Annotated in this window: 19 protein-coding genes and 1 other annotated feature; of the genes, 1 reads left to right on the forward strand and 18 read right to left on the reverse strand. The window is 46.5% G+C overall.

All coding sequences use genetic code 11. The annotated features are described in order from the left end of the window. Nucleotides 1-182: 182 nt before the first annotated feature. Nucleotides 183-1,154 (reverse strand): RluA family pseudouridine synthase, encoded by a 972-nt coding sequence (locus tag MHI51_RS23240; RefSeq protein WP_076192046.1) that lies wholly within the window; start codon nucleotides 1,152-1,154, stop codon nucleotides 183-185. After that, nucleotides 1,147-1,659, reverse strand: coding sequence for a signal peptidase II (gene lspA, locus MHI51_RS23245; protein WP_036683603.1), 513 nt, complete (start codon nucleotides 1,657-1,659; stop codon nucleotides 1,147-1,149). The genes MHI51_RS23240 and lspA overlap by 8 nt, the downstream gene beginning before the upstream one ends. 246 nt (nucleotides 1,660-1,905) lie before the next feature. Here lspA and MHI51_RS23250 point away from each other — a divergent pair, with 246 nt between their 5' ends. Continuing rightward, the gene (locus tag MHI51_RS23250) at nucleotides 1,906-2,628 is read left to right on the forward strand and encodes a TraR/DksA C4-type zinc finger protein (protein WP_076098553.1); all 723 of its coding nucleotides are present in this window, start codon (nucleotides 1,906-1,908) and stop codon (nucleotides 2,626-2,628) included. Between the two features lie 92 nt (nucleotides 2,629-2,720). Here MHI51_RS23250 and MHI51_RS23255 read toward each other — a convergent pair whose 3' ends face one another. From MHI51_RS23255 to murA, 16 genes are all read right to left on the reverse strand, one after another. Beyond that, entirely contained in the window at nucleotides 2,721-3,011 is a 291-nt protein-coding gene (locus MHI51_RS23255) for a DUF5665 domain-containing protein (protein ID WP_282579970.1), read from the reverse strand. Between the two features lie 335 nt (nucleotides 3,012-3,346). Then, the gene (gene ileS, locus MHI51_RS23260) at nucleotides 3,347-6,439 is read right to left on the reverse strand and encodes an isoleucine--tRNA ligase (RefSeq protein ID WP_076185244.1); all 3,093 of its coding nucleotides are present in this window, start codon (nucleotides 6,437-6,439) and stop codon (nucleotides 3,347-3,349) included. Between the two features lie 653 nt (nucleotides 6,440-7,092). Continuing rightward, nucleotides 7,093-7,367 (reverse strand) — a binding site (T-box leader). A gap of 185 nt (nucleotides 7,368-7,552) precedes the next feature. After that, a complete protein-coding gene (locus MHI51_RS23265; protein ID WP_051491297.1) occupies nucleotides 7,553-8,065 on the reverse strand; it encodes a DivIVA domain-containing protein in 513 nt (170 codons plus the stop codon). Between the two features lie 227 nt (nucleotides 8,066-8,292). Continuing rightward, nucleotides 8,293-9,075: an RNA-binding protein gene (locus MHI51_RS23270; RefSeq protein WP_036683613.1), complete on the reverse strand. Its 783-nt coding sequence runs from the start codon at nucleotides 9,073-9,075 to the stop codon at nucleotides 8,293-8,295. 9 nt (nucleotides 9,076-9,084) lie between these two features. Continuing rightward, entirely contained in the window at nucleotides 9,085-9,351 is a 267-nt protein-coding gene (locus MHI51_RS23275; protein ID WP_036683616.1) for a YggT family protein, read from the reverse strand. 7 nt (nucleotides 9,352-9,358) lie between these two features. Beyond that, nucleotides 9,359-9,799, reverse strand: a complete 441-nt coding sequence (locus MHI51_RS23280; RefSeq protein WP_036683619.1) for a cell division protein SepF — start codon at nucleotides 9,797-9,799, stop codon at nucleotides 9,359-9,361. An 11-nt stretch (nucleotides 9,800-9,810) separates the two neighbouring features. Further along, nucleotides 9,811-10,497, reverse strand: a complete 687-nt coding sequence (locus MHI51_RS23285; RefSeq protein ID WP_405173296.1) for a YggS family pyridoxal phosphate-dependent enzyme — start codon at nucleotides 10,495-10,497, stop codon at nucleotides 9,811-9,813. 3 nt (nucleotides 10,498-10,500) lie between these two features. Further along, nucleotides 10,501-11,358, reverse strand: coding sequence for a peptidoglycan editing factor PgeF (gene pgeF, locus MHI51_RS23290; protein WP_076276757.1), 858 nt, complete (start codon nucleotides 11,356-11,358; stop codon nucleotides 10,501-10,503). Between the two features lie 104 nt (nucleotides 11,359-11,462). Further along, nucleotides 11,463-11,807 carry a YlmC/YmxH family sporulation protein gene (locus MHI51_RS23295; protein WP_036683628.1) on the reverse strand — a complete coding sequence of 115 codons (345 nt, stop codon included), beginning with the start codon at nucleotides 11,805-11,807 and terminating at the stop codon, nucleotides 11,463-11,465. A gap of 130 nt (nucleotides 11,808-11,937) precedes the next feature. Next, on the reverse strand, nucleotides 11,938-12,720 hold the full coding sequence (gene sigG / locus MHI51_RS23300) for an RNA polymerase sporulation sigma factor SigG (protein WP_036683631.1): 783 nt from the start codon (nucleotides 12,718-12,720) through the stop codon (nucleotides 11,938-11,940). Between the two features lie 78 nt (nucleotides 12,721-12,798). Further along, complete coding sequence (gene sigE, locus MHI51_RS23305) at nucleotides 12,799-13,521, reverse strand: RNA polymerase sporulation sigma factor SigE (protein WP_036683937.1); 723 nt, start codon at nucleotides 13,519-13,521, stop codon at nucleotides 12,799-12,801. A gap of 92 nt (nucleotides 13,522-13,613) precedes the next feature. Further along, nucleotides 13,614-14,561: a sigma-E processing peptidase SpoIIGA gene (gene spoIIGA, locus MHI51_RS23310; RefSeq protein WP_076129086.1), complete on the reverse strand. Its 948-nt coding sequence runs from the start codon at nucleotides 14,559-14,561 to the stop codon at nucleotides 13,614-13,616. Nucleotides 14,562-14,830: 269 nt separating this feature from the next. After that, on the reverse strand, nucleotides 14,831-15,952 hold the full coding sequence (gene ftsZ, locus MHI51_RS23315; RefSeq protein ID WP_076129065.1) for a cell division protein FtsZ: 1,122 nt from the start codon (nucleotides 15,950-15,952) through the stop codon (nucleotides 14,831-14,833). Between the two features lie 61 nt (nucleotides 15,953-16,013). Beyond that, on the reverse strand, nucleotides 16,014-17,276 hold the full coding sequence (ftsA, locus tag MHI51_RS23320; protein ID WP_076136520.1) for a cell division protein FtsA: 1,263 nt from the start codon (nucleotides 17,274-17,276) through the stop codon (nucleotides 16,014-16,016). Between the two features lie 343 nt (nucleotides 17,277-17,619). Next, entirely contained in the window at nucleotides 17,620-18,375 is a 756-nt protein-coding gene (locus MHI51_RS23325) for a cell division protein FtsQ/DivIB (protein WP_076276756.1), read from the reverse strand. A 65-nt stretch (nucleotides 18,376-18,440) separates the two neighbouring features. Further along, nucleotides 18,441-19,724, reverse strand: a complete 1,284-nt coding sequence (gene murA / locus MHI51_RS23330; RefSeq protein ID WP_036683642.1) for a UDP-N-acetylglucosamine 1-carboxyvinyltransferase — start codon at nucleotides 19,722-19,724, stop codon at nucleotides 18,441-18,443. Nucleotides 19,725-19,924 lie beyond the last annotated feature (200 nt).

Consider the following 19,924-nt stretch of genomic DNA (forward strand, 5'->3'; position numbering starts at 1 on the left):
ATCTATTCTACTTTTAAAAGAAACGGCTTCGCCGTCCCTTGGATGGCGTATGTTCCGGATATCCGTTTCATTATAAAAATAAGGATAAAGAATAAGGCATTACCCTTTCTTTATCCTTATGTTTTTAAATATGCCGTAAAGTAGTGTTCAATACCATAGACTAATTATCACTTCATTTGTACTTATCTGCTGCGTAGTGTGAACAGCACTTCTTCCATATCCTCTGGAATAGGTCTGCTGAATTCTTTATATTCACCTGTGGTAGGATGAACAAATCCAAGCACCGCCGCATGCAACGCTTGTCCATTCATCGTAGTGCCCTTGCTGCGTCCATATATCGGATCACCTACAAGTGGATGGCCAATGAACTTCATATGTACCCTGATTTGATGCGTGCGGCCAGTCTCCAGCTGCAGCTCCAGCAGTGTACAATCTCCGAAGCGTTCCATTACTGTAAAATGGGTCACGGATTTCTTGCTGTTCTTTTCGGTTACTGTATATAGCTTGCGATCATGTGGATCTCTGCCAATCGGTGCATCAACAGTGCCCTTATCATGCGACAAGTTGCCGTGTACGACTGCAATATATCGGCGCGTAACACTATGCTCTTTAAGCTGTGCGGCAAGTGAGGCATGACTGGCATCATTCTTAGCCACCATGATAAGACCAGAGGTATCCTTATCGATCCGATGGACAATACCTGGACGAATCTCACCGTTAATGCCGGACAGATCCTTACAGTGATACATCAGCGCATTTACTAAGGTGCCTGACGGATGTCCCGCAGCTGGGTGCACAACCATGCCCCGGGGTTTATTAATCACAATGACATCACTGTCTTCATATACAACTTCAAGAGGAATGTTCTCCGCGATCAAATCGGTTACTTCTGCTTCAGGGACAACAACGCTAACCACGTCGCCTTCCGATAACTTATAGTTGGCTTTCACTGGCTTGCCATTAACCGTAACGTTACCGCCGCTGATCCACAGCTGCACCTGAGAACGGGAAATTTCTTCTTCCCATGATTCCGTAATATATTTATCGATTCGCTCCCGCGCGTTCTCTGCCGAAACGGTCCATTCCGTGACGTCCCTCTCTTCTTCGCTCGTAGATGCCGCTTGGTGATTGACGTCTTTATTCAAATCATTCATTCCCTTCTCTTACTTCCTTTGCTTCTTTTACTTCTTTTATTTCCGTAATTTCTTCGCCGTTCTTAAGGTCACGAAAAGAATCCAAAAGAATCAATCCAACCCCAATGACAATACAAGAATCCGCCACGTTAAAAATCGGGAAGCTATAGCTCCCAAAATTGAACAGAAGGAAATCAACAACCTCACCATTGATAATCCGGTCCAGGAAGTTACCGATAGCTCCACCCAGTACAAGCCCTAGGGCAACAGATAACAGCTTCCGCGAGTGTCTAGTCTTGTTCAAATACCAAACGATACCACTAACCACTACAACCGTAACTAGAAAGAAGAACCATTGCTGACCTTCGAGAATCCCAAAAGCAGCCCCGCGATTGCGATGAGAGGTAATCAGGAAAAAATCTCCGATAACAGAAATCTGTTCTCCGATCTCCAGACGTGTAGCAATAAGATACTTTGTCCCTTGATCCACCAAAAATACAATAAGAGCAATCAAATAGTACACCACAGAAGTTGTCACTCCGTTCTTATTTTTCCCGCTAAATGCGGTACGAATACTGTTTAAAGACTTGTATATTGTAGCACAGCCCTTAAAGAATCGTCTATTGCGGGACATCCGCTAAGTTCAATCTTGGGGACTATTTTCCAGCGCTAAAATCCCTGCTCTCCGGTCAACCTAACAGAAGAACCATCCGGTGTTATCCGGCAAGTCAGAATGATTCTTATAAAAGGTACAGAAAGGAGCTTTCTCATTATGACGCACCTGACAGTACAGCAGCTCTCAGAGCTACGCGCACGATTGGAAAAAGATCGGGATACGATTCAGCACAGGCTTCAGAATAATGAACATTACGGCTTAGATGAATCCATGCGGGATGGCTCCGGTGAACTTTCCGAGAATGACAACCATCCAGGAGATGCAGCCACCGATTTGTATAATCGCTCCATGGACATTTCACTGTTAGAGCGGGACGAGCATGAGCTGGACGATATTGAAGCTGCTTTATCCGCTATGGATAATGGCACCTATGGGATATGCAAGGCTAGTGGTGAGCCGATCCCTTTTGAACGTTTATCTGCCATCCCTTCCACACTTTATTGTAAAGAGCACAACCCGCGGCAAAACGCACCTTTCACTCGTCCAGTGGAAGAGGAGCTGTTATCTCCACCTTTTGGACGAACCAGTCTGGATGAACGCGACGATCAAAACGGTTTTGACGGTGAGGATGCCTGGCAGATTGTTGAAAGCTGGGGTACCTCGAATTCTCCCGCCATGGCGGAGGGCAACAATATTGATTCTTATAATGATATGGAGATTGAAGCCGATGAGCTGGAAGGCTGCGTAGAGCCTTGGGAGAACTTTATCGCCACTGATATCACGGGCAACAATCTAATTGTAGTGCCGGGACGGAGCTACCAGCGTTATTTGGACAGTGACGAGGCAACCCATAGCCTAGATCCTCTCGACGAAGACTAAACACAGATGTCCCCTACACAAAAATATTTAAACAGCGTACTGTTCCAGTTTTGAGGAATGGTTCGCTGTTTTTAATCTTAACGTTTCGATGACTATTTGAATTCTAGCTGACGCTGTACGATCCGCACAATATCCGCAATATAATCACCAATGATCGGTAGATTGAGCGCCCCTAGTCCCTGAAGGATATAAATAATCGTTGCCGCAAAAAAAGTAAAACCCAGTGCAATCCCAACTCCCCGAGCTGCTCCAAATAAAATATTTCTCCAAATCAACCGCCAAGGTGAATATAGCAGATCCGTATATTGATAAATTCGGGATTTTTCCAAAATATGAGCCCACTCAAAGGTCAAACGGTACATCGTATTCATTTTTTCTTCCAGCGGAATATCCTCGGGATTACGCGGATCTGCTGTTAGATACTCTGGATTAACTTCAGGAAAAGCCTTATTCTCCCTTTCCTTGTCTGGGTTATTCTTATTGCCGGATGTCTTAATGGAGATTCTCCTCTTATTTCCCTCCACAGCTACGGCTCCTCTCATATGTCTTTCCTTCGCTACAAAGTAAACGAGCCCGGCCAAAGAGAATTCATCTCCTTAAGCTCGGGACTCGTTAGTTTTGCGCCGAAATATAAAGACTATATTTCCCGCATAAACGGAAGATCTCCGTTTACACTTATGCCGCTAGTATATGCTGTTTTGGGACAGGTAATGCAGTATTATGCTTCGATATGGATACCGATGGATTTATCACCGACTTCTACCGTCTCAAAAGCATGTTCTCCATCAAAATCAACCGTAGTCACAAGAACATTGTCTCGCAATACATTGTCAAATGCTGTAACAGCTGCTTTTAGCTCATCATCTAACTTCAAAGTGAGTGCGATCCGTTTCTCGATCGGCAGATCCAGACGTTTACGGTAATCTTGAACCGCACGAATGATCTCACGAACCCAGCCTTCTTGTTCAAGCTCAGGCGTGATTTCGGTATTGAGCGCAACCGTAACTCCATATCCGGAAGCTGCGGCGAAACCTGCTTTGGCTTGTTTTTCAACAAGCAGCTCTTCAGAAGTGATTACAAGCTCTTCACCTTCAGGTGTCGCAATTGCAATTTTACCGTCCTGTACCGCTTTGCGGGTAGAATCACTGTCGAGGCTTTTCAGGAAGCCTTGCAGGAAGCCTACATTTTTACCGTATTTTTTACCGGCTACCTTAAGATTCAGCTTGAGTGTGAAATCAACAAATCCGCTGTCACTGTTCTCCAGCACGATGTTCTTGATGTTGATCTCATCTTTGATGATCTCTTCATACTCAGCCAAATGGAAGTCACGGTTCATCGAAACGATCAGCTCGGACAGCGGTTGACGATTCTTAATGCCTGTTTCGTTACGTACGTTACGCGCCAACTCAACGATCTGTCTTGCACTTTCCATATCCTCTTCCAGCTCTTTATCGATCAAGTTCTCGTCAGCAACCGGGTAGTCTGCCAAATGCACACTTTCTCCGCCGCCAAGGTTCGTGAAGATATCTTCGGACAACATCGGCGTAAATGGAGCCATCAAAGTTGCTGTCGCCAAAAGCACATGAGTCAACGTACGGTAAGCATCCAGTTTATCTTCACCTAGGCCACTCCCCCAGAAACGGTCACGGGAACGACGGATATACCAGTTACTCAGCTCATCCACAAAGTTCTCAATAGCTCTAGACGTATTCACGAAGTCATTTACCGCAAGCCCTTTATCCACCAAAAGAATCAAGCTGTTCAGACGGGACAGAATCCAGCGGTCCAGCTTATGTTTTGATACTTTAAAAGGATGATCGGCTGGATCGTAACCATCAATGCCCGCATACAGCGTCAAGAAGGCATGTGTATTTACCAGCGTATCCACTACTTTAGATTTCGTCTCACCTACAAGACCACGCGAGAAACGTTTATTATTCCACGGTGCACTGTCGGACAAAATAGCCCAACGGAAAGCATCCGTGCCGTAATCGTTCATGATTTCCCAAGGATCAATAACATTGCCTTTGGATTTAGACATTTTTTGACCATTCTCATCGAGGATATGACCGTGAGCAATAACTGCTTTATATGGAGCTTTACCCTTGAACAAGGTGGATACTGCAAGCAAGCTGTAGAACCATCCACGGGTCTGGTCGATCCCTTCACAGATCATATCTGCCGGGTACTGATCATCCAGCTTATCCTCGTTCTCAAACGGATAATGGCTTTGTGCAAAAGGCATCGAGCCACTATCGAACCATACGTCGATCACTTCCGATGTACGAACCATCTCTGCACCTTCGCTAAACGGACTGCGCAGCTTGATCTTATCCACGAAAGGTTTATGCAGTTCGATATCTTCAGGAACCTCACCAATCGCCATCGCTCTTAGCTCTTCAATGCTGTGTGGTGCAAACTCTTTGCCCGTCTCTTGACATACCCAGACATTGAGGGGTGTACCCCAATAACGGTTACGGCTGATATTCCAGTCAACCAGTTCATCCAAGAACTTCCCGAAACGACCTTCACGTACATGCTCAGGGTACCAAGCCACACTGTTGTTGTTAGCAATCAGCTGATCTTTGATCGCTGTAGTGTTGATGAACCAGCTGTCTGTTGCGTAATACAAAAGTGGTGTATCACAACGCCAGCAGAACGGATAGCTGTGCTCGTATTTCTCTTTACCGTAAAGCAATCCTTTTTCAGACAAAACCTTAATGATATCCAGATCGCAATCCTTAACAAAACGTCCCGCAAAATCAGAGACTACATCTGTATACTTACCGGAATTATCAACCACATTTACGAAGCTGATGCCATTCTCACGGCAAGTCTTGTAGTCATCTTCACCATGTGCTGGTGCCATGTGTACGATCCCTGTACCACTGGAATCTGTAACGAAAGAAGCGCCTACGATAACATTGCTTTTCTCTGCCTTAATATATCCGAATGGAGGTGCGTAAGTTTTACCGATAAACTCGGAACCTTTATGTGTAGAAAGGACTGTGTGCTCACCTTTCATTACTTCTTCGACCAAGTTTTTAGCAACGATGTACACACCATCTTCTTGTTGCACACGTACATAATCCATGTCCGGGTTCATAGCTAGCGCCATATGGGCTGGCAAGGTCCAAGGTGTTGTCGTCCAAGCCAATACGTAGTCTCCGCTGTCATCCAGCTTGAACTTCGCGGTCGCACTGAGATCCTTAACGGTTTTGTAGCCTTGAGCAACTTCATGTGAGCTTAGTGTAGTCTGGCAGCTCGGGCAATACGGGCTAACACGGTGTCCGCGGTAAAGCAACCCGTTCTCATGCACTGTAGCCAAGATGTTCCATACACTTTCGATATAGGTGTTATCCAAGGTTACGTAAGGATTATCTAAATCCGTCCAGTATCCGATTGCTTCTGTAAATTCACGCCATTGCTTCTCATAACCGAAGACGCTGTCTTTACATTCCTGGATGAATTTTTCTACGCCATATTCCTCGATCTCTTGTTTGCCGGAGATGCCAAGCTTCTTTTGTACGCCTAGTTCTACTGGCAGACCGTGTGTATCCCAGCCCGCTTTACGTACCACGCGGTAACCTTTCATCGTCTGGTAACGACCGATGAAATCCTTGATTACCCGTCCCAGCACGTGTCCGATATGCGGCGCACCGTTTGCTGTAGGCGGACCTTCATAGAATACATAATTTGGACGTCCCTCACGGTTCTCCATGGACTTGCGGAACGTATTTTCGTCGCTCCATTTCTTTAATATGCGGACATCTCTTGCCCGCGCCTTTTCTCTGACATCTACTTTTTGCATGTGATGGTCAATCCTTTCATGGATTAGTCTATAAAGCTCTTTTCGATCTTTGGGCGATCCTTGCCCAGCTGGTCGCCCACCGCTCTTGCCCGGGCACCCGAGCCGCGATCCCGCAGGGCAGCAATCGCTCGGGGCGCCATACGCGACCTTGCGCAGCTGGTCGCTCACCGCTCTTGCCCTGGCTCCCGAGCCGCGATCCCGCAGGGCAGCAATCGCTCGGGGCGCCATACGCGACCTTGCGCAGCTGGTCGCTCACCGCTCTTGCCCGGGCACCCGAGCCGCGATCCCGCAGGGCAGCAATCGCTCGGGGCGCCATACGCGACCTTGCGCAGCTGGTCGCTCACCGCTCTTGCCCTGGCTCCCGAGCCGCGATCCCGCAGGGCAGCAATCGCCCGGGGCGCCATACGCGACCTTGCGCAGCTGGTCGCGCACCGCTCTTGCCGTAAAGGCCCCGCAGGCGAACCCGCCAGGGGAGCCTAAGAAGGGCCGCTCCTTCAGCCACATGAATCCGTTCGTTTCCACCACGTACCTAGTTTGCACGAGGCTTTACTTTGCGGGTGTCCAGAGGGCAGCAGCCCTTGGGGTCCCCCTTAGAAAGGGGGATTTAGGGGGATGGCCGCCCCGGAACAACAAAATAAGCGTCATCCCACCCCCAAAGGGGCGAGACGACGCTCGCGATACCACCCTAATTCTGCGCATGAGCACATCCTTAAGGGGAGTGTATTCAGCACAATCTCAGTCCTGCGCGTAAATCTTGTGCACAGGTCCGGTGTAACGTCCGGCAGACGGTTAGGCTTACGCACGATCAACGCTTCAGCTTAACTTCTAGGGGAAGATCTTCCGGCAGGGTTCGAACAATCGGCTCGCAGCAATCGCCGACTCTCTGGAGAACGTTACCTTGTCGTACTTGTCCCGTCATCGAATACATATAAACATTATACAGATATGTTCTATTTATAGACTTTTTGAATCTAAATGTCAACAACCATTCGCCCAATCTAGCTATTATGAGCGTACTTGCGCATGGAGTTCACTTTATTATGGTCTATTTTATCGGAAAATAAAAATAGAGGGAATAGCTCCCTCTATTTAGCCAATTATCGTCTGAAACCTTTAGATGCGATGAAGAACATCATCCTTGAAAGCTACATTCTCGCTCGCCTCACGACTCTCTAAGGCATTCCAGTCATCCTGTGATAACAGCTCCAGCTGAGCTTCCACTAATGTCCGGAAACGAGTGCGATAGATCGAAGCTTGCTTGCGCAATTCTTCAGTCTCAATAGCAACCTTACGGGATTTGGATAACGCTTCGTTAATAATCCGATCGGCGTTTTTCTCCGCTTCCTTGATAATGAGCTGGGATTCCTTCTTGGAGTTGTTCTTCACATCATCCGCCGCTTCCTGAGCGACTAAGATCGTCTTCGATAAACTTTCTTCAATATTCACAAAATGATCCAGACGCTCTTGAATAGACAAAAGCTGATTCTGCAGTTCCTTGTTCTCACGGATGACACTTTCGTAATCCTTGATCACTTGATCCAGAAATTCGTTGACCTCGTCCTCATCATAACCGCGAAGTCTCCGAGAAAACTCCTTGTTATGTATATCGAGCGGTGTTAATGGCATGCTGTGCACCTCCTAGAAATTTCGGACCTTCTTTATCTCTAAATCGCAACTAAGCGGCAGACAAAGAAGAAAGACTGTACTTCAAGTAAAGGCAGAAGGTGTTCCTGTGTTCCGCCTGCCATTCATGGTCCGCCTCTTCTTAAAAGTATCGGCGTCCAGCTTAAAAAATGTTTGATTCCCTCGAAATAATCAATTTCGACAAGTAAGGCCGTATTCCTGCAAGGGATTCACACAAATTTACCAATCTGAACACGGTATCGGCCCTTTTTCGTCAAACTGCCGACCTCTAGAACCTTGAAGCGACCAAAGCCTTGAATAGATACCATGTCACCATCCTTAAGACCACAGGATGGGTCTTCCTCCACTTTCCAGTTTACTCGAACACGTCCAGCCTTGATGGGAGCAAGAATTTTGCTTCGGCTAAGCCGTGTTACATCTGCGGCAATGCCATCCAATCGCAGGGATGCTACAGTCAAATCCATCAATTCCAGCTTAACCTCACTATTACGCAAGGCGGAAAGGGGTAATACTTCCGTACTTACCTGTATCCGGTGCACTCCAGTTAAATTCATAGCTAAATAATCTGCAATATCAGCAGCGACTACAACATGACAACCATCGTCCAGAACATGAATATCACCGATTTTGCCTCGTTTAACGCCCAGCCCCAGAATAGAACCCATGTAGTCCCCATGCTCCAGAGCCAGAAACTTCTGCTCCCCTGAGGTTATTGCAAGCACCTTCAGCTCCATGTCTTCCTGATCCAGGTCACGATAATCAGGAGCGACAAGCGCTCGCTTCCGCTCTGCCTCAGCATGTCCACCTTCCCATTTAACAATCACATCAGGATGGCGGTTAACTAAAGTTTGCAGAATAAAACCTTGGCGGGGATCGAGAAATTCAGTTAATTTAGTCTCATGATATTCTCCAGCGTTGGTAACCCATTCGAAGGCCTTGTCCACAAATTGACGTTCATCGGGATGAAAATGCCCGTAAACTTCGTTCTTCATCACAATTGCCTAAAAAATCAAATGCAGGATAGATTTAAGTCCGCCTGCCGCAAATTCCAAGACAAGTAATGCAATAATTGGAGAGATATCAAGTGTACCGAAGAGCGGTGGAATAAACCGTCTGAAAGGTGTTAAATACGGCTCTACGAGTTTGCTTAGCAGTTCACCAATGAAGTTATCACGAACGTTGGGTAACCAGGACATTAGCACATAGAAAATAATCATGTAAAAATAAATGTTAAACAAAATATCGATAATGTAATCAATTTGAAGCAAAGCCCATTCACCTCATTCTGTTATAGTCTTGATCGTCACCTAGGATTTCTGTAATGGAGCCTTGAATTTCAACAGTATCTGGAGTGCACATAAATATATTGCCCCCAATTTTAGAGATTCCTCCCCCAAGGGCATAAACAGTTCCGCTGAGAAAATCAATAATTCGCATTGCTTGATCATTGCGAACACGCTGCAGGTTAATTACTACCGTCCGATGCGAACGGAGATGATCAGCAATCTCCTGTGCCTCATCATATGAACGTGGTTCATATAATACAACCTTGACATTTTTTTGCGAATGGATACTGACAACGTTGCCCCTCTGATTTTTGCGGGTTTCTACAGGGGCCGGCTCATACTCATCTTCTTCGTGGATTTGCTCCCGCTCCACAACTTCCTCTTCCTCCTGCAAGCCCAAAAAACTCATAAATCGGTTCATAACGCTCATCACGATCCCTCCTAATGGCCTACTAACACCGTACCCAGGCGTACCCAGGTGGCTCCTTCCTGTATCGCCACTTCAAAATCATTCGACATTCCCATGGACAGCTCCGTAATCGGCTCAGGTGTCAAAGCAAGTTGATTAAGCTCATCGCGCAGCTCACGAAGTCCGCGAAATACAGGACGGGTAAGCTCTGGATCACCTTCTAAAGGTGCCATCGTCATAAGTCCAATTACCTTAACGCGGTCCAAACTAGCGATTTCACGTAAAAATCCAGGTACTGCCTCAGGTGACTGACCAAACTTCGTATCTTCGCCAGAGATATTCACTTGAAGAAACACATTCACTTCCTGATCAGCGGCAAGCGCCTTTTTGTGTAATTCTTGCGCCAGAGACATCCGGTCCAAAGAGTGTATATATTGAAATTTGCCAATAACGTCTTTAACCTTATTGGTTTGCAAATGCCCGATAAAATGCCATGTCCCTTTGTCCCCTAAAACCTTCCATTTGTGCTCAGCATCCTGCCAGCGACTCTCAGCAACATGCTCTAGGCCTGCCTCCAATACGGAGGATACCATTTCCAGAGAAACATATTTCGTCACTGCAATTACCTTGACGTCATTACGATCCCGGCCGCTTGCCGCGCAGGCACGTGCTACACGTTCCTCTACCTCAGCAATTCTCTCCTGCAGTGTTAAAGACAACTTTCAACTCTCCTTTATTCCGATCCAGCTCGTCATTCTGCCTGTAATACCGTTTTCTTTGCGATAAGAAAAAAACAAATCACGATTACAGCTTGTACACCATGTTGTACATTCGATATGAGTCGGCAATATTCCTGCTTTTATCATAATGCGTCGATTCATTTCTTTCAAGTTTAGCAAGTATTTACTCTGATCAGTCTCTGAGGCTCTGTAAAGCTCCACAGCATCGAAAGTTTCTATCCCCTCATTCAAGCTGCCCTCCAGCTGCCCAACATGCTCCATCACATAATCATCCACCTCATAACAGCAGTCGCCAATGGATGGACCGATCGCTGCCACAATATCATGTGGATGGCTGCCGTATACCGTTTGCAGCTTACTCACCATAGCTGCGGCAATCTGAGCCACCGTTCCTTTCCAGCCTGCATGCGCAAGACCGACGACTCTACGCACGGGATCATAAAAATAAAGGGGCACACAATCCGCATAAAAAGAAGTCAACAAAACCCCAGGCACATCCGTCAGCAGACCATCCGTAGCTTGAAATGCCGATGCTCTGTCCTGTTGTCCCCGCCCACGGTCTACTTCCCTTACTACAGCTATCTCTGCCCCATGAGTTTGTTCTCCACAGGTCCATGCTTCCGGCTTGAAATCAAGAGCTTCGGCAAGCGCTCTCCGATTGCTCAGGACATCTTCAGGAGCATCCCCAACGTGAAACGCACAATTCAGGCTGTCATAGGGCGCCTTGCTAGCCCCTCCCTGTCTACCAGTAAACCCCGCTGTAATTTCGTTATGCTCCACTCGCCAAGGCTCCAGATGGAGCAGCATAAGCATTTCTTTCCCCTGCACAAACGGTTCCATTTCCTCACCTCCGCCTTAGTGTACCACATGTAAATACCCGTACAAAGTGACGGTTAAGCCTGATCGCCTAAATTCTTAAATAAAAAAACAAAAAACGCACCTAATTAATAAGTGCGCCGTTCGCTGCGATCTCCCCGTTCCAGATACATCGTTTCACGCTCTTCCTGTCCCGGAGACATCCGCGACTCTTCAATCTTCACGAGTACTACATCGGACCCGATCTTAACTATATTCCGCCATGGAATAATCAGATCTGTCCCGCCTCCGAACAATCCCATAAACCGAGTGTATCCGGGTATAACGATGGCATCAATGACACCACGGCGCAAATCAAGCTCCAGATCACTAATCTGCCCCAGCCGCTTGCCATCTACAATGTTGATAACATCCTTCGTCTGAAAATCTGAGATTTTCATTTTTTTGGCAGACCCTTGATAATCCTCGTTCATCTCACCACCCCTGTACAATCCGACCTATAGTCCAATATATGATCCGGAAGCTTGTCAACATGCATTAAAAAGAGGAGACAACCCAAAATCCTTAACCCGGATTCTGGAATATCTCCTCATGGCTACTGCTCTAAGATTTCACGTGTTTTTGCATTTGCTGAATCGCAGATTTCTCCAGACGTGAGACCTGTGCCTGTGAAATGCCAATCTCATCTGCGACCTCCATCTGTGTTTTCCCTTCGAAAAACCGCATGGATAAAATTCGTTTCTCCCTTTGTCCTAACTTACGCATCGCTTCACGTAATGCAATTTCTTCGATCCACGACACATCCTTATTCTTATCGTCGCTAATCTGGTCCATTACATAAATAGGATCGCCGCCGTCATGATAGATCGGCTCGAATAAGGACACTGGATCCTGAATGGCATCAAGAGCAAAAACAACATCTTCCTTCGGCACACCCAGCGCTTCTGATATTTCGAATATCGTCGGTTCCCGTGAGTTCTGATTGGTCAGACTATCACGTACCTGGAGCGCCTTGTAGGCGATATCTCTGAGAGAACGTGATACCCGAATCGGGTTGTTATCACGCAGGTAACGCCGAATCTCACCGATAATCATCGGAACTGCATATGTGGAGAATTTAACGTTTTGTGATAAATCGAAATTATCGATGGCTTTCATCAGACCGATGCAACCCACCTGGAACAAATCGTCAACAAATTCTCCCCTATTATTGAACCTCTGGATAACGCTTAGAACAAGTCTAAGATTACCGTTTACCAATTTCTCTCTGGCGGATCGCTCGCCCTGCTGCTGCAGCGAAGTGAACAGTTGCCGCATTTCCACATTCGTTAGAACAGGCAGCTTAGCAGTATCCACACCGCAAATCTCGACTTTATTACGGGTCATGATGATTTACCTCCCAAGGAGAAACATTACTGTACATTATCTCCCGGGCTCGCCATTTTATTCCTTGCTAATTTCACCTTACACCATCTTGTTAAACTCCTTGCGCAGCCGCTTGATAATTCTTTTCTCCAGCCGCGAAATATAAGATTGGGAGATGCCAAGCAGATCAGCCACATCTTTTTGTGTCTTTTCTTCGCCTCCGCGCAGGCCAAATCTCAGCTCCATAATAAGTCTTTCCCGGTCACTCAGCTTTTCCAGTGCCTTTTGCAGCAGCTTGCGATCAACCTGTTCTTCTATGTTCCGATAGATGGTATCATTTTCCGTTCCTAATACGTCAGAAAGCAATAATTCATTGCCATCCCAATCAATATTAAGCGGCTCATCAAAAGAAACCTCACTCCGTGTCTTGCTGTTCCGCCGCAGATACATTAAGATTTCATTCTCTATGCAGCGGGATGCATAAGTAGCCAGTTTTATTTTTTTCTCAGGATCAAAAGTATTCACAGCCTTAATTAAGCCAATAGCGCCAATCGAAACCAGATCCTCGATATTGATGCCGGTATTCTCAAATTTACGAGCGATATATACTACCAAGCGAAGATTGCGCTCAATCAACATCGCACGAACAGCTGCATCGCCGCTAGACAGCCGCTGAAGCAGATATTCTTCTTCTTCCCGTGTCAGCGGTGGAGGAAGTGCCTCACTCCCGCCAATATAATAGATTTCCTGACTCTTCAGCCCTAGTAGAAACAGCATGCGGTAATATTGCAGCTGCAGAGCAATTTTCCATTTGACCATTATTTGTTCCTCCTCCAAGAAGTGCACGGTTCGCGTGTGAAGCTTTCAAATCCCGCTTTCAGCCATCAGAAGTTTGGTTCAGCTAGCTTTAAAGATTAGGAAGGCAGTGCTGCAACAGTAGCGCTCTCTTTTTGAGTCAAATCAGGATGTATTACAGCCCGATAGGCTCCATCCCCCGACAATGTCCCACCATCCAGCCCAATCAAGACTCTTTTACAATAAAAGATATCTTCACCAAGCTTTATCGTCACCTGATCAGGCTTCAGTGCGAGCATAAATGATGCCCCCCGGTTAACTCCCCTGTAAGGCACCAGTCGCATCCTGTCCTGCCAAGCAAACGACTGCCCGTCCGTTTCTAGTAAAAGTTTGTCCGCTCCGTCCTGAGTGAGTCTACCTTTCCATGTTTCAGGCAGATGTCCCTCCCAAAGCGAAGATTCCATAACCATCACCGGTATGCGGGTCAAAGGATCACAAAGCCGGTTACCTGTGTCTAGCAGGCCGGGACAGGAAACAGTCACTCCATCAATTTCTACTACCACCTCACCGATATAGGTTTCAAGCTGCTCCCTTCTGATTCGTGAGGAGTGCACTGCCTTGAAACAGATTAACACCAGGGGAAATACTGCAATTACAAACCAAAAGCCAATCTTTAGGCGGTAAGCATGCCCTCCTGAAGCAGTGAACATAATACCATTCCAAATATCACCGGAGCTCTGCAGCAAATAGTGAATACCTACAATCCCACCAGCCGCTGCGAAATTGATAATATAAAAAGCTCCCATAGTGCGAAGGTAGCTTTGCAGACTCCCAAAACCAAAGGCAATCCATAGCATAACCACCGACAAGCCAAACTTAATGAGGAAGGTATACATGAAAGACAACTCCGGCACAAACATCATCACCACATACAGCGCACCAACCAGAGCTGAGAGGACTAAGCGCCACCATGATATCCTCAGCTTGACCATCCAGCCTGTCAGCCACAAAAGAATTCCGTCGATCACTAGATTGGCGGCGAATATCAAGTCAATATAAACAACCAGTGCATTCACCTGCTTACTATGGCGGAATCTATCCTGTAGCCAAAATAGATCAGGCTCTGTTTTTTTGGACGATATGATTAGTATAAAAAGTCTCGCATTCAAAGTCTGTCTAAACTTGGGGGGCATTCTTAAGGTTTTTTTGTCGAGTTATAGCGCGGGAGGGTTTTATTCCTACTGAACAGCATTTCACATAAAAAAAAGCACCGCATTGCCCTAGCTCTATTAGCTGGGGAATACGGTGCTTCATATCTCTTAATAAAAATATTTAATTAGTCATTGTTGCCACGATTACGGTTACGCAGGAACGTCGGAATATCTAACTGATCTGACGTGTTCTGATTCCCGAACGGACGCAGATTAGCAGCGTTCTTATCCGGTGCTGCCGCTGGCTCGTTATTCGTCGAGACCGGACGGCGTCCTGGAGCTTCAGGCGATGGTTTATGTTCAAAGCCAGTAGCAATTACTGTTACTTTGATATCATCCTTCAGGCCTTCATCAATTATCGCACCAAAGATCATATTCACTTCAGGATCAGAGGCGGATGTAACAATCTCAGCCGCTTCATTGACTTCGTATAGAGAGAGGTTAGATCCTCCCGTAATGTTCATGATTACGCCGCGGGCGCCTTCAATAGACGTTTCCAAGAGTGGGCTCATGATGGCTTTACGTGCTGCTTCAGACGCACGATTCTCACCATTTGCAATACCAATACCCATAAGCGCTGAACCGCGCTCTGTCATGATCGTCTTTACATCCGCAAAGTCAAGGTTAATCAGACCAGGAACCTTAATTAGGTCAGAGATACCTTGAACAGCCTGCCGGAGAACATTATCTGCTTCACGGAAAGCTTCCAACATCGGTGTTTTCTTATCAACAATTTCAAGCAAACGGTCATTTGGAATGACGATTAGCGTGTCGACTTTTTCTTTCAAAGCTTCGATTCCCAGCATTGCCTGGTTATAACGTTTTCTTCCTTCAAATGTGAACGGGCGAGTCACTACACCCACAGTCAGGGCTCCACACTCTCTAGCAATTTCAGCTATAACTGGCGCCGCACCTGTACCTGTACCGCCACCCATTCCTGCAGTAACAAATACCATATCTGCACCTTTAAGGGTATTCGAAATCAGATCACGGGATTCCTCCGCTGCTTTCTTACCGACTTCAGGGTTGGCGCCTGCACCCAAACCGCGGGTCAGCTTGTCCCCAATCTGCAGCTTGTGCTCCGATTTGGCCATATGCAACGCTTGGGCGTCTGTATTAACCGTAATAAATTCTACACCCTGAACGCCGTTTTCAATCATCCGGTTGACAGCATTACTACCTCCGCCGCCCACGCCGATGACTTTTATTTGCGCCAAGCTCTCCATTTCAAAATCAAATTCTAACATATTGTTCCATCTCCCCCTCAATGTGCTTGGATGGCCGGTCCAAGTATATCTGGACTTACACTTATATAAACTCGCTAAACATATTTTTTAGACGCTCCACAAATCCGGGCTTCTGAACAGTTTCCTGACTCGGAGTGGCGTTCTGCTTGCTCCGGTTGACCGTCTTTTTGTTGCTGCTTCCACCACTGTTTCTTCCACGGAAACTACGGACAACATTATGCAGAATACCGACACCGCCGGTAAACCCAGGGTCCCGTACACCGATATAATCCGGCACGGCGATGCGTACAGATGCAGCCAGCTCAGTCTGAGCAGCCTTCAATACACCCGGCATCGAGACAGTACCACCTGTTAGTATATAACCTCCAGGCAGTTCACTGTAACCAAGCCGTTTAACTTCTTGACGAATCAGGTGGAATATTTCTTGCACCCTTGGCTCGATAATGGCCGCCAGATCCTCTTGGTTAAATTCCTTCTCCACGTTACTGCCAATGCGCAATACCTTGAAGACAACGTCTGAGGCTGCATCGTCAATCCAAGCACAACCATATTTAAGTTTTACCTTCTCCGCTTGATCAGTAAGTGTCCGAAGTCCGTAGGCAATATCATTGGTTACGAATTCTCCTCCGATCGGAATCGTGGAGGTTGCACTAAGAGAACCCTCTTCGTATATGGCTATTGTTGTTGAGCCCGCACCGATATCAACCAGAACAGATCCCATCGATTTCTCGTCCTTGGACAGCGCCAATCCACCAGCTCCAAGAGACATCAGCACAAGATCCTTTACCTTCAGCCCTGATTTCTCAACACAGCGTAGTAGATTATGTATTGGCGTCTTAGCACCCGTAATGATTGTTGCCTCAACTTCCAGACGAACACCAATCATTCCGCGCGGGTCTTGAATTCCTTCAAGACCATCGACGATAAATTGTTTGGGAACAACATCAATCACTTCACGCTCCGGAGGCATAGCAATGACTTCCGCAGCTTTAATTACGCGATCGATATCATCATCGCCGATTTCACGATCCTCATTCTGAACGGCCACAACGCCGTGGCTGGATTGCAGGCCAATATGATTACCGGAAATGCCTACATAAACCTCTGATATTTGAATACCCACCATCTGCTCTGCATGATCTATAGCACTTTTGATCGATTGCACAGTTTGGTCGATATCTACAATCGCGCCTTTACGTATTCCTTCCGAATCGGCAGATCCAACGCCAATAATATTAAAGGTTCCATTGGTAACTTCCCCAATTATTGCCCGAACTTTGGATGTACCGATGTCCAAACTAACAATGATGTCATTGTTGCTCAAGTCCTATGGCACCTCCTGTTATAATCATAATTAATTGCATTACCTTATCCCGGTCCCGGGAAACTTCTCTGTACATATTCAACATACCTAATCCTTTCCCTCTTTTTTCTACAAATTTTTTGAACGGAATAATATTCCAACATCCCCAAATGTGAATAGTTACTCATATGTTATTGTAAAAATAGCAATTATCACAAGAAATATCGGCCTAATTGGTCATCTCAACCAAATATAGTACTATATCTCAAAAAAATCGAAGAAAAAAGAGGGATATAGCTTCTTGCCCGTAACTCCGATTGTAGCATTTTTTTAACTCTATTAGTAGGGACTATTTACCTCCACACTACTCTTGCGCAACATCTTCTTCATCGCTTTCAACCTGAAAAGGAACATATGAATCGGCTTCTAGCATTTTAATGAGTCCAGGCTGTTCAGTCTCTATAATCTGATTCAAATAGGACACCTTGCTCTTTAGCAAAGAGATGGCTGTAATCACCTCAAAACGGGATCTAGTATAGAGCTTGATCCGGTCTGGAAAAGACAAAGTCGGTGAGGGAACAATCTCAGAGATATCACTTGTCAATTCATTAGGAATGCTTGCTAATGCTTGACAAAGCTTAGCCTTATTCGGATCTTCCGGGTCCCAGTTCGTTAATATAGGTTTCTCAACAGCAATTCCAGTCTCATTAACAGGCACTGCAGCTCCACTGGACAGAATCGCCTTTAAGAGGCCTCCCTGTTCCAGTTCATAGGCTACCGCTGGAAATTCCTCAATCTTCACTGTGATCACCCCGGGGAAATCCTTCTGCACGCTGACGTCTTTAATCGTCTTAAGCTTCAGCAGAGATTCTTCCACATCTTTCGTTGATACAGCAAAGAATTGCCCACCTATTTTAATTCCACTTTGTGAGAGTAGCTCTTCACTAGTAGAATACTTACTACCTTGAAAATCTATCACTGTAATATGGCTAATAGACGATCTAAAAAAAATCACAGCAAGAAGCGCAGTGAACAGCAGCAGCAGGATCGCCGTAATCTTACGGCTCATTTTTTTCTTAGGCTTGTCCTCTTTAAGAAGAGGTAATCGGGTTGTAGTCATTCTCATATTCTCCGTAATAAGGCCCTGTCTCCTTCTCTGAGAGATCTGGAAGGAGACAGGGAGCTTTAATTGGCCAAATCAAGTGGATCCGTTACAGGCACCTTACGGCTTATACGCGCGCCAAGCTTCTGAAACAGCTTCTCTATTCCATCATAACCACGGTCAATGTGATGCGCTTGCTCAACGACCGTAGTCCCTTGTGCAGCAAGCCCGGCAATGACCAGAGCTGCACCCGCCCGCAAATCAGTAGCTTCCACAGTAGCACCATACAATCTCTGAACGCCGCGAATAAACGCACGATTCAAATCGATAGAAATGTCAGCACCCATCCGGGCCATTTCTTCCACATGTTTGAACCGTCCCTCAAACACCGTCTCCTTGATCACACTGAAACCATCGGCGAGCGACAGCAGCACCATGACCTGAGATTGCAGATCCGTCGGGAAAGAAGGATAAGGAGAGGTTACAATTCTCTCAACCGCACGCGGACGCCCCATGCAGCTGACATTAATTATATCATTGCATACTGTGATTTGAACACCAGCCCGCTTAAGCACATGAATAAGCGAAGTCAGATGCCCGGCGTTCGTATGTGTCAAGGTCACATTCCCACGTGTAGCTGCCGCAGCAATCATTACAGTTCCAGCCACTATCCGGTCTGGGATTACCTCGTACGTACAGGGATATAAGTTTTTGACACCCTGGATCGTAATGGTATCCGTGCCTGCACCGATAATCTGAGCACCCATACTATTCAAAAATTGCTGTAGATCCTGTATTTCCGGCTCTCTTGCTGCTCCCGATATCGTCGTTGTCCCCTCTGCCTTGGCGGCAGCCATCATAATATTCTCCGTGGCTCCAACACTTGGATAGTCGAGATGAATATCACTCCCTACAAGCTTTGAGCCCCGACAGGATATTCGTCCGTTGCTTTCCTCGATCTCCGCCCCCAGTGCTTTAAGACCCTGCAAATGAAGATCGATTTTACGCTCCCCGATCGCACAGCCACCAGGCTGATAGATCGTTACCTCACCAAATCTGGATAACAGCGGTCCCATTAAAAAAATGGAAGATCTCATCTGCCGCATCAAATCCTCAGGTACATGAGATGTCCCCACGGCTGACGTATCTATCGTCACCGTATCCTCTTGATGCACGCACCTGCAGCCCAGCCGATCCAAGATGTCTAGCATAGTCTCGATGTCCAGCAGCTTCGGCACATTATGCAGTGAGTGAACTCCTTCGGCCAGCAGGCTTGCCGCTAGAATCGGCAGCGCCGCATTTTTTGCTCCATGGATACGAATGGTGCCTGACAGGGGACTTCCACCCTCAATCACCAATTTGTCCAATGTATCACCTCCGAGATTACCGCTCACCCACCACAAACACTTCCGATACAAGGTCATATGAAATGTACAAGATTATCCTGCACTACCTTTCAGGTTAGGAAGTGTCCTGGGTGATTGTCACGATTATAGGATTATCCTATGTTCGTTCCTCCAAGTGTGTGACAGAGAGCTGCCAATAAGGAAAAACCTCTCAAAGGTTA

The sequence above is a fragment of the Paenibacillus sp. FSL H8-0260 genome, assembly GCF_045040625.1.
GTDB classification, from domain to species: Bacteria; Bacillota; Bacilli; order Paenibacillales; family Paenibacillaceae; genus Paenibacillus_AQ; species Paenibacillus_AQ odorifer.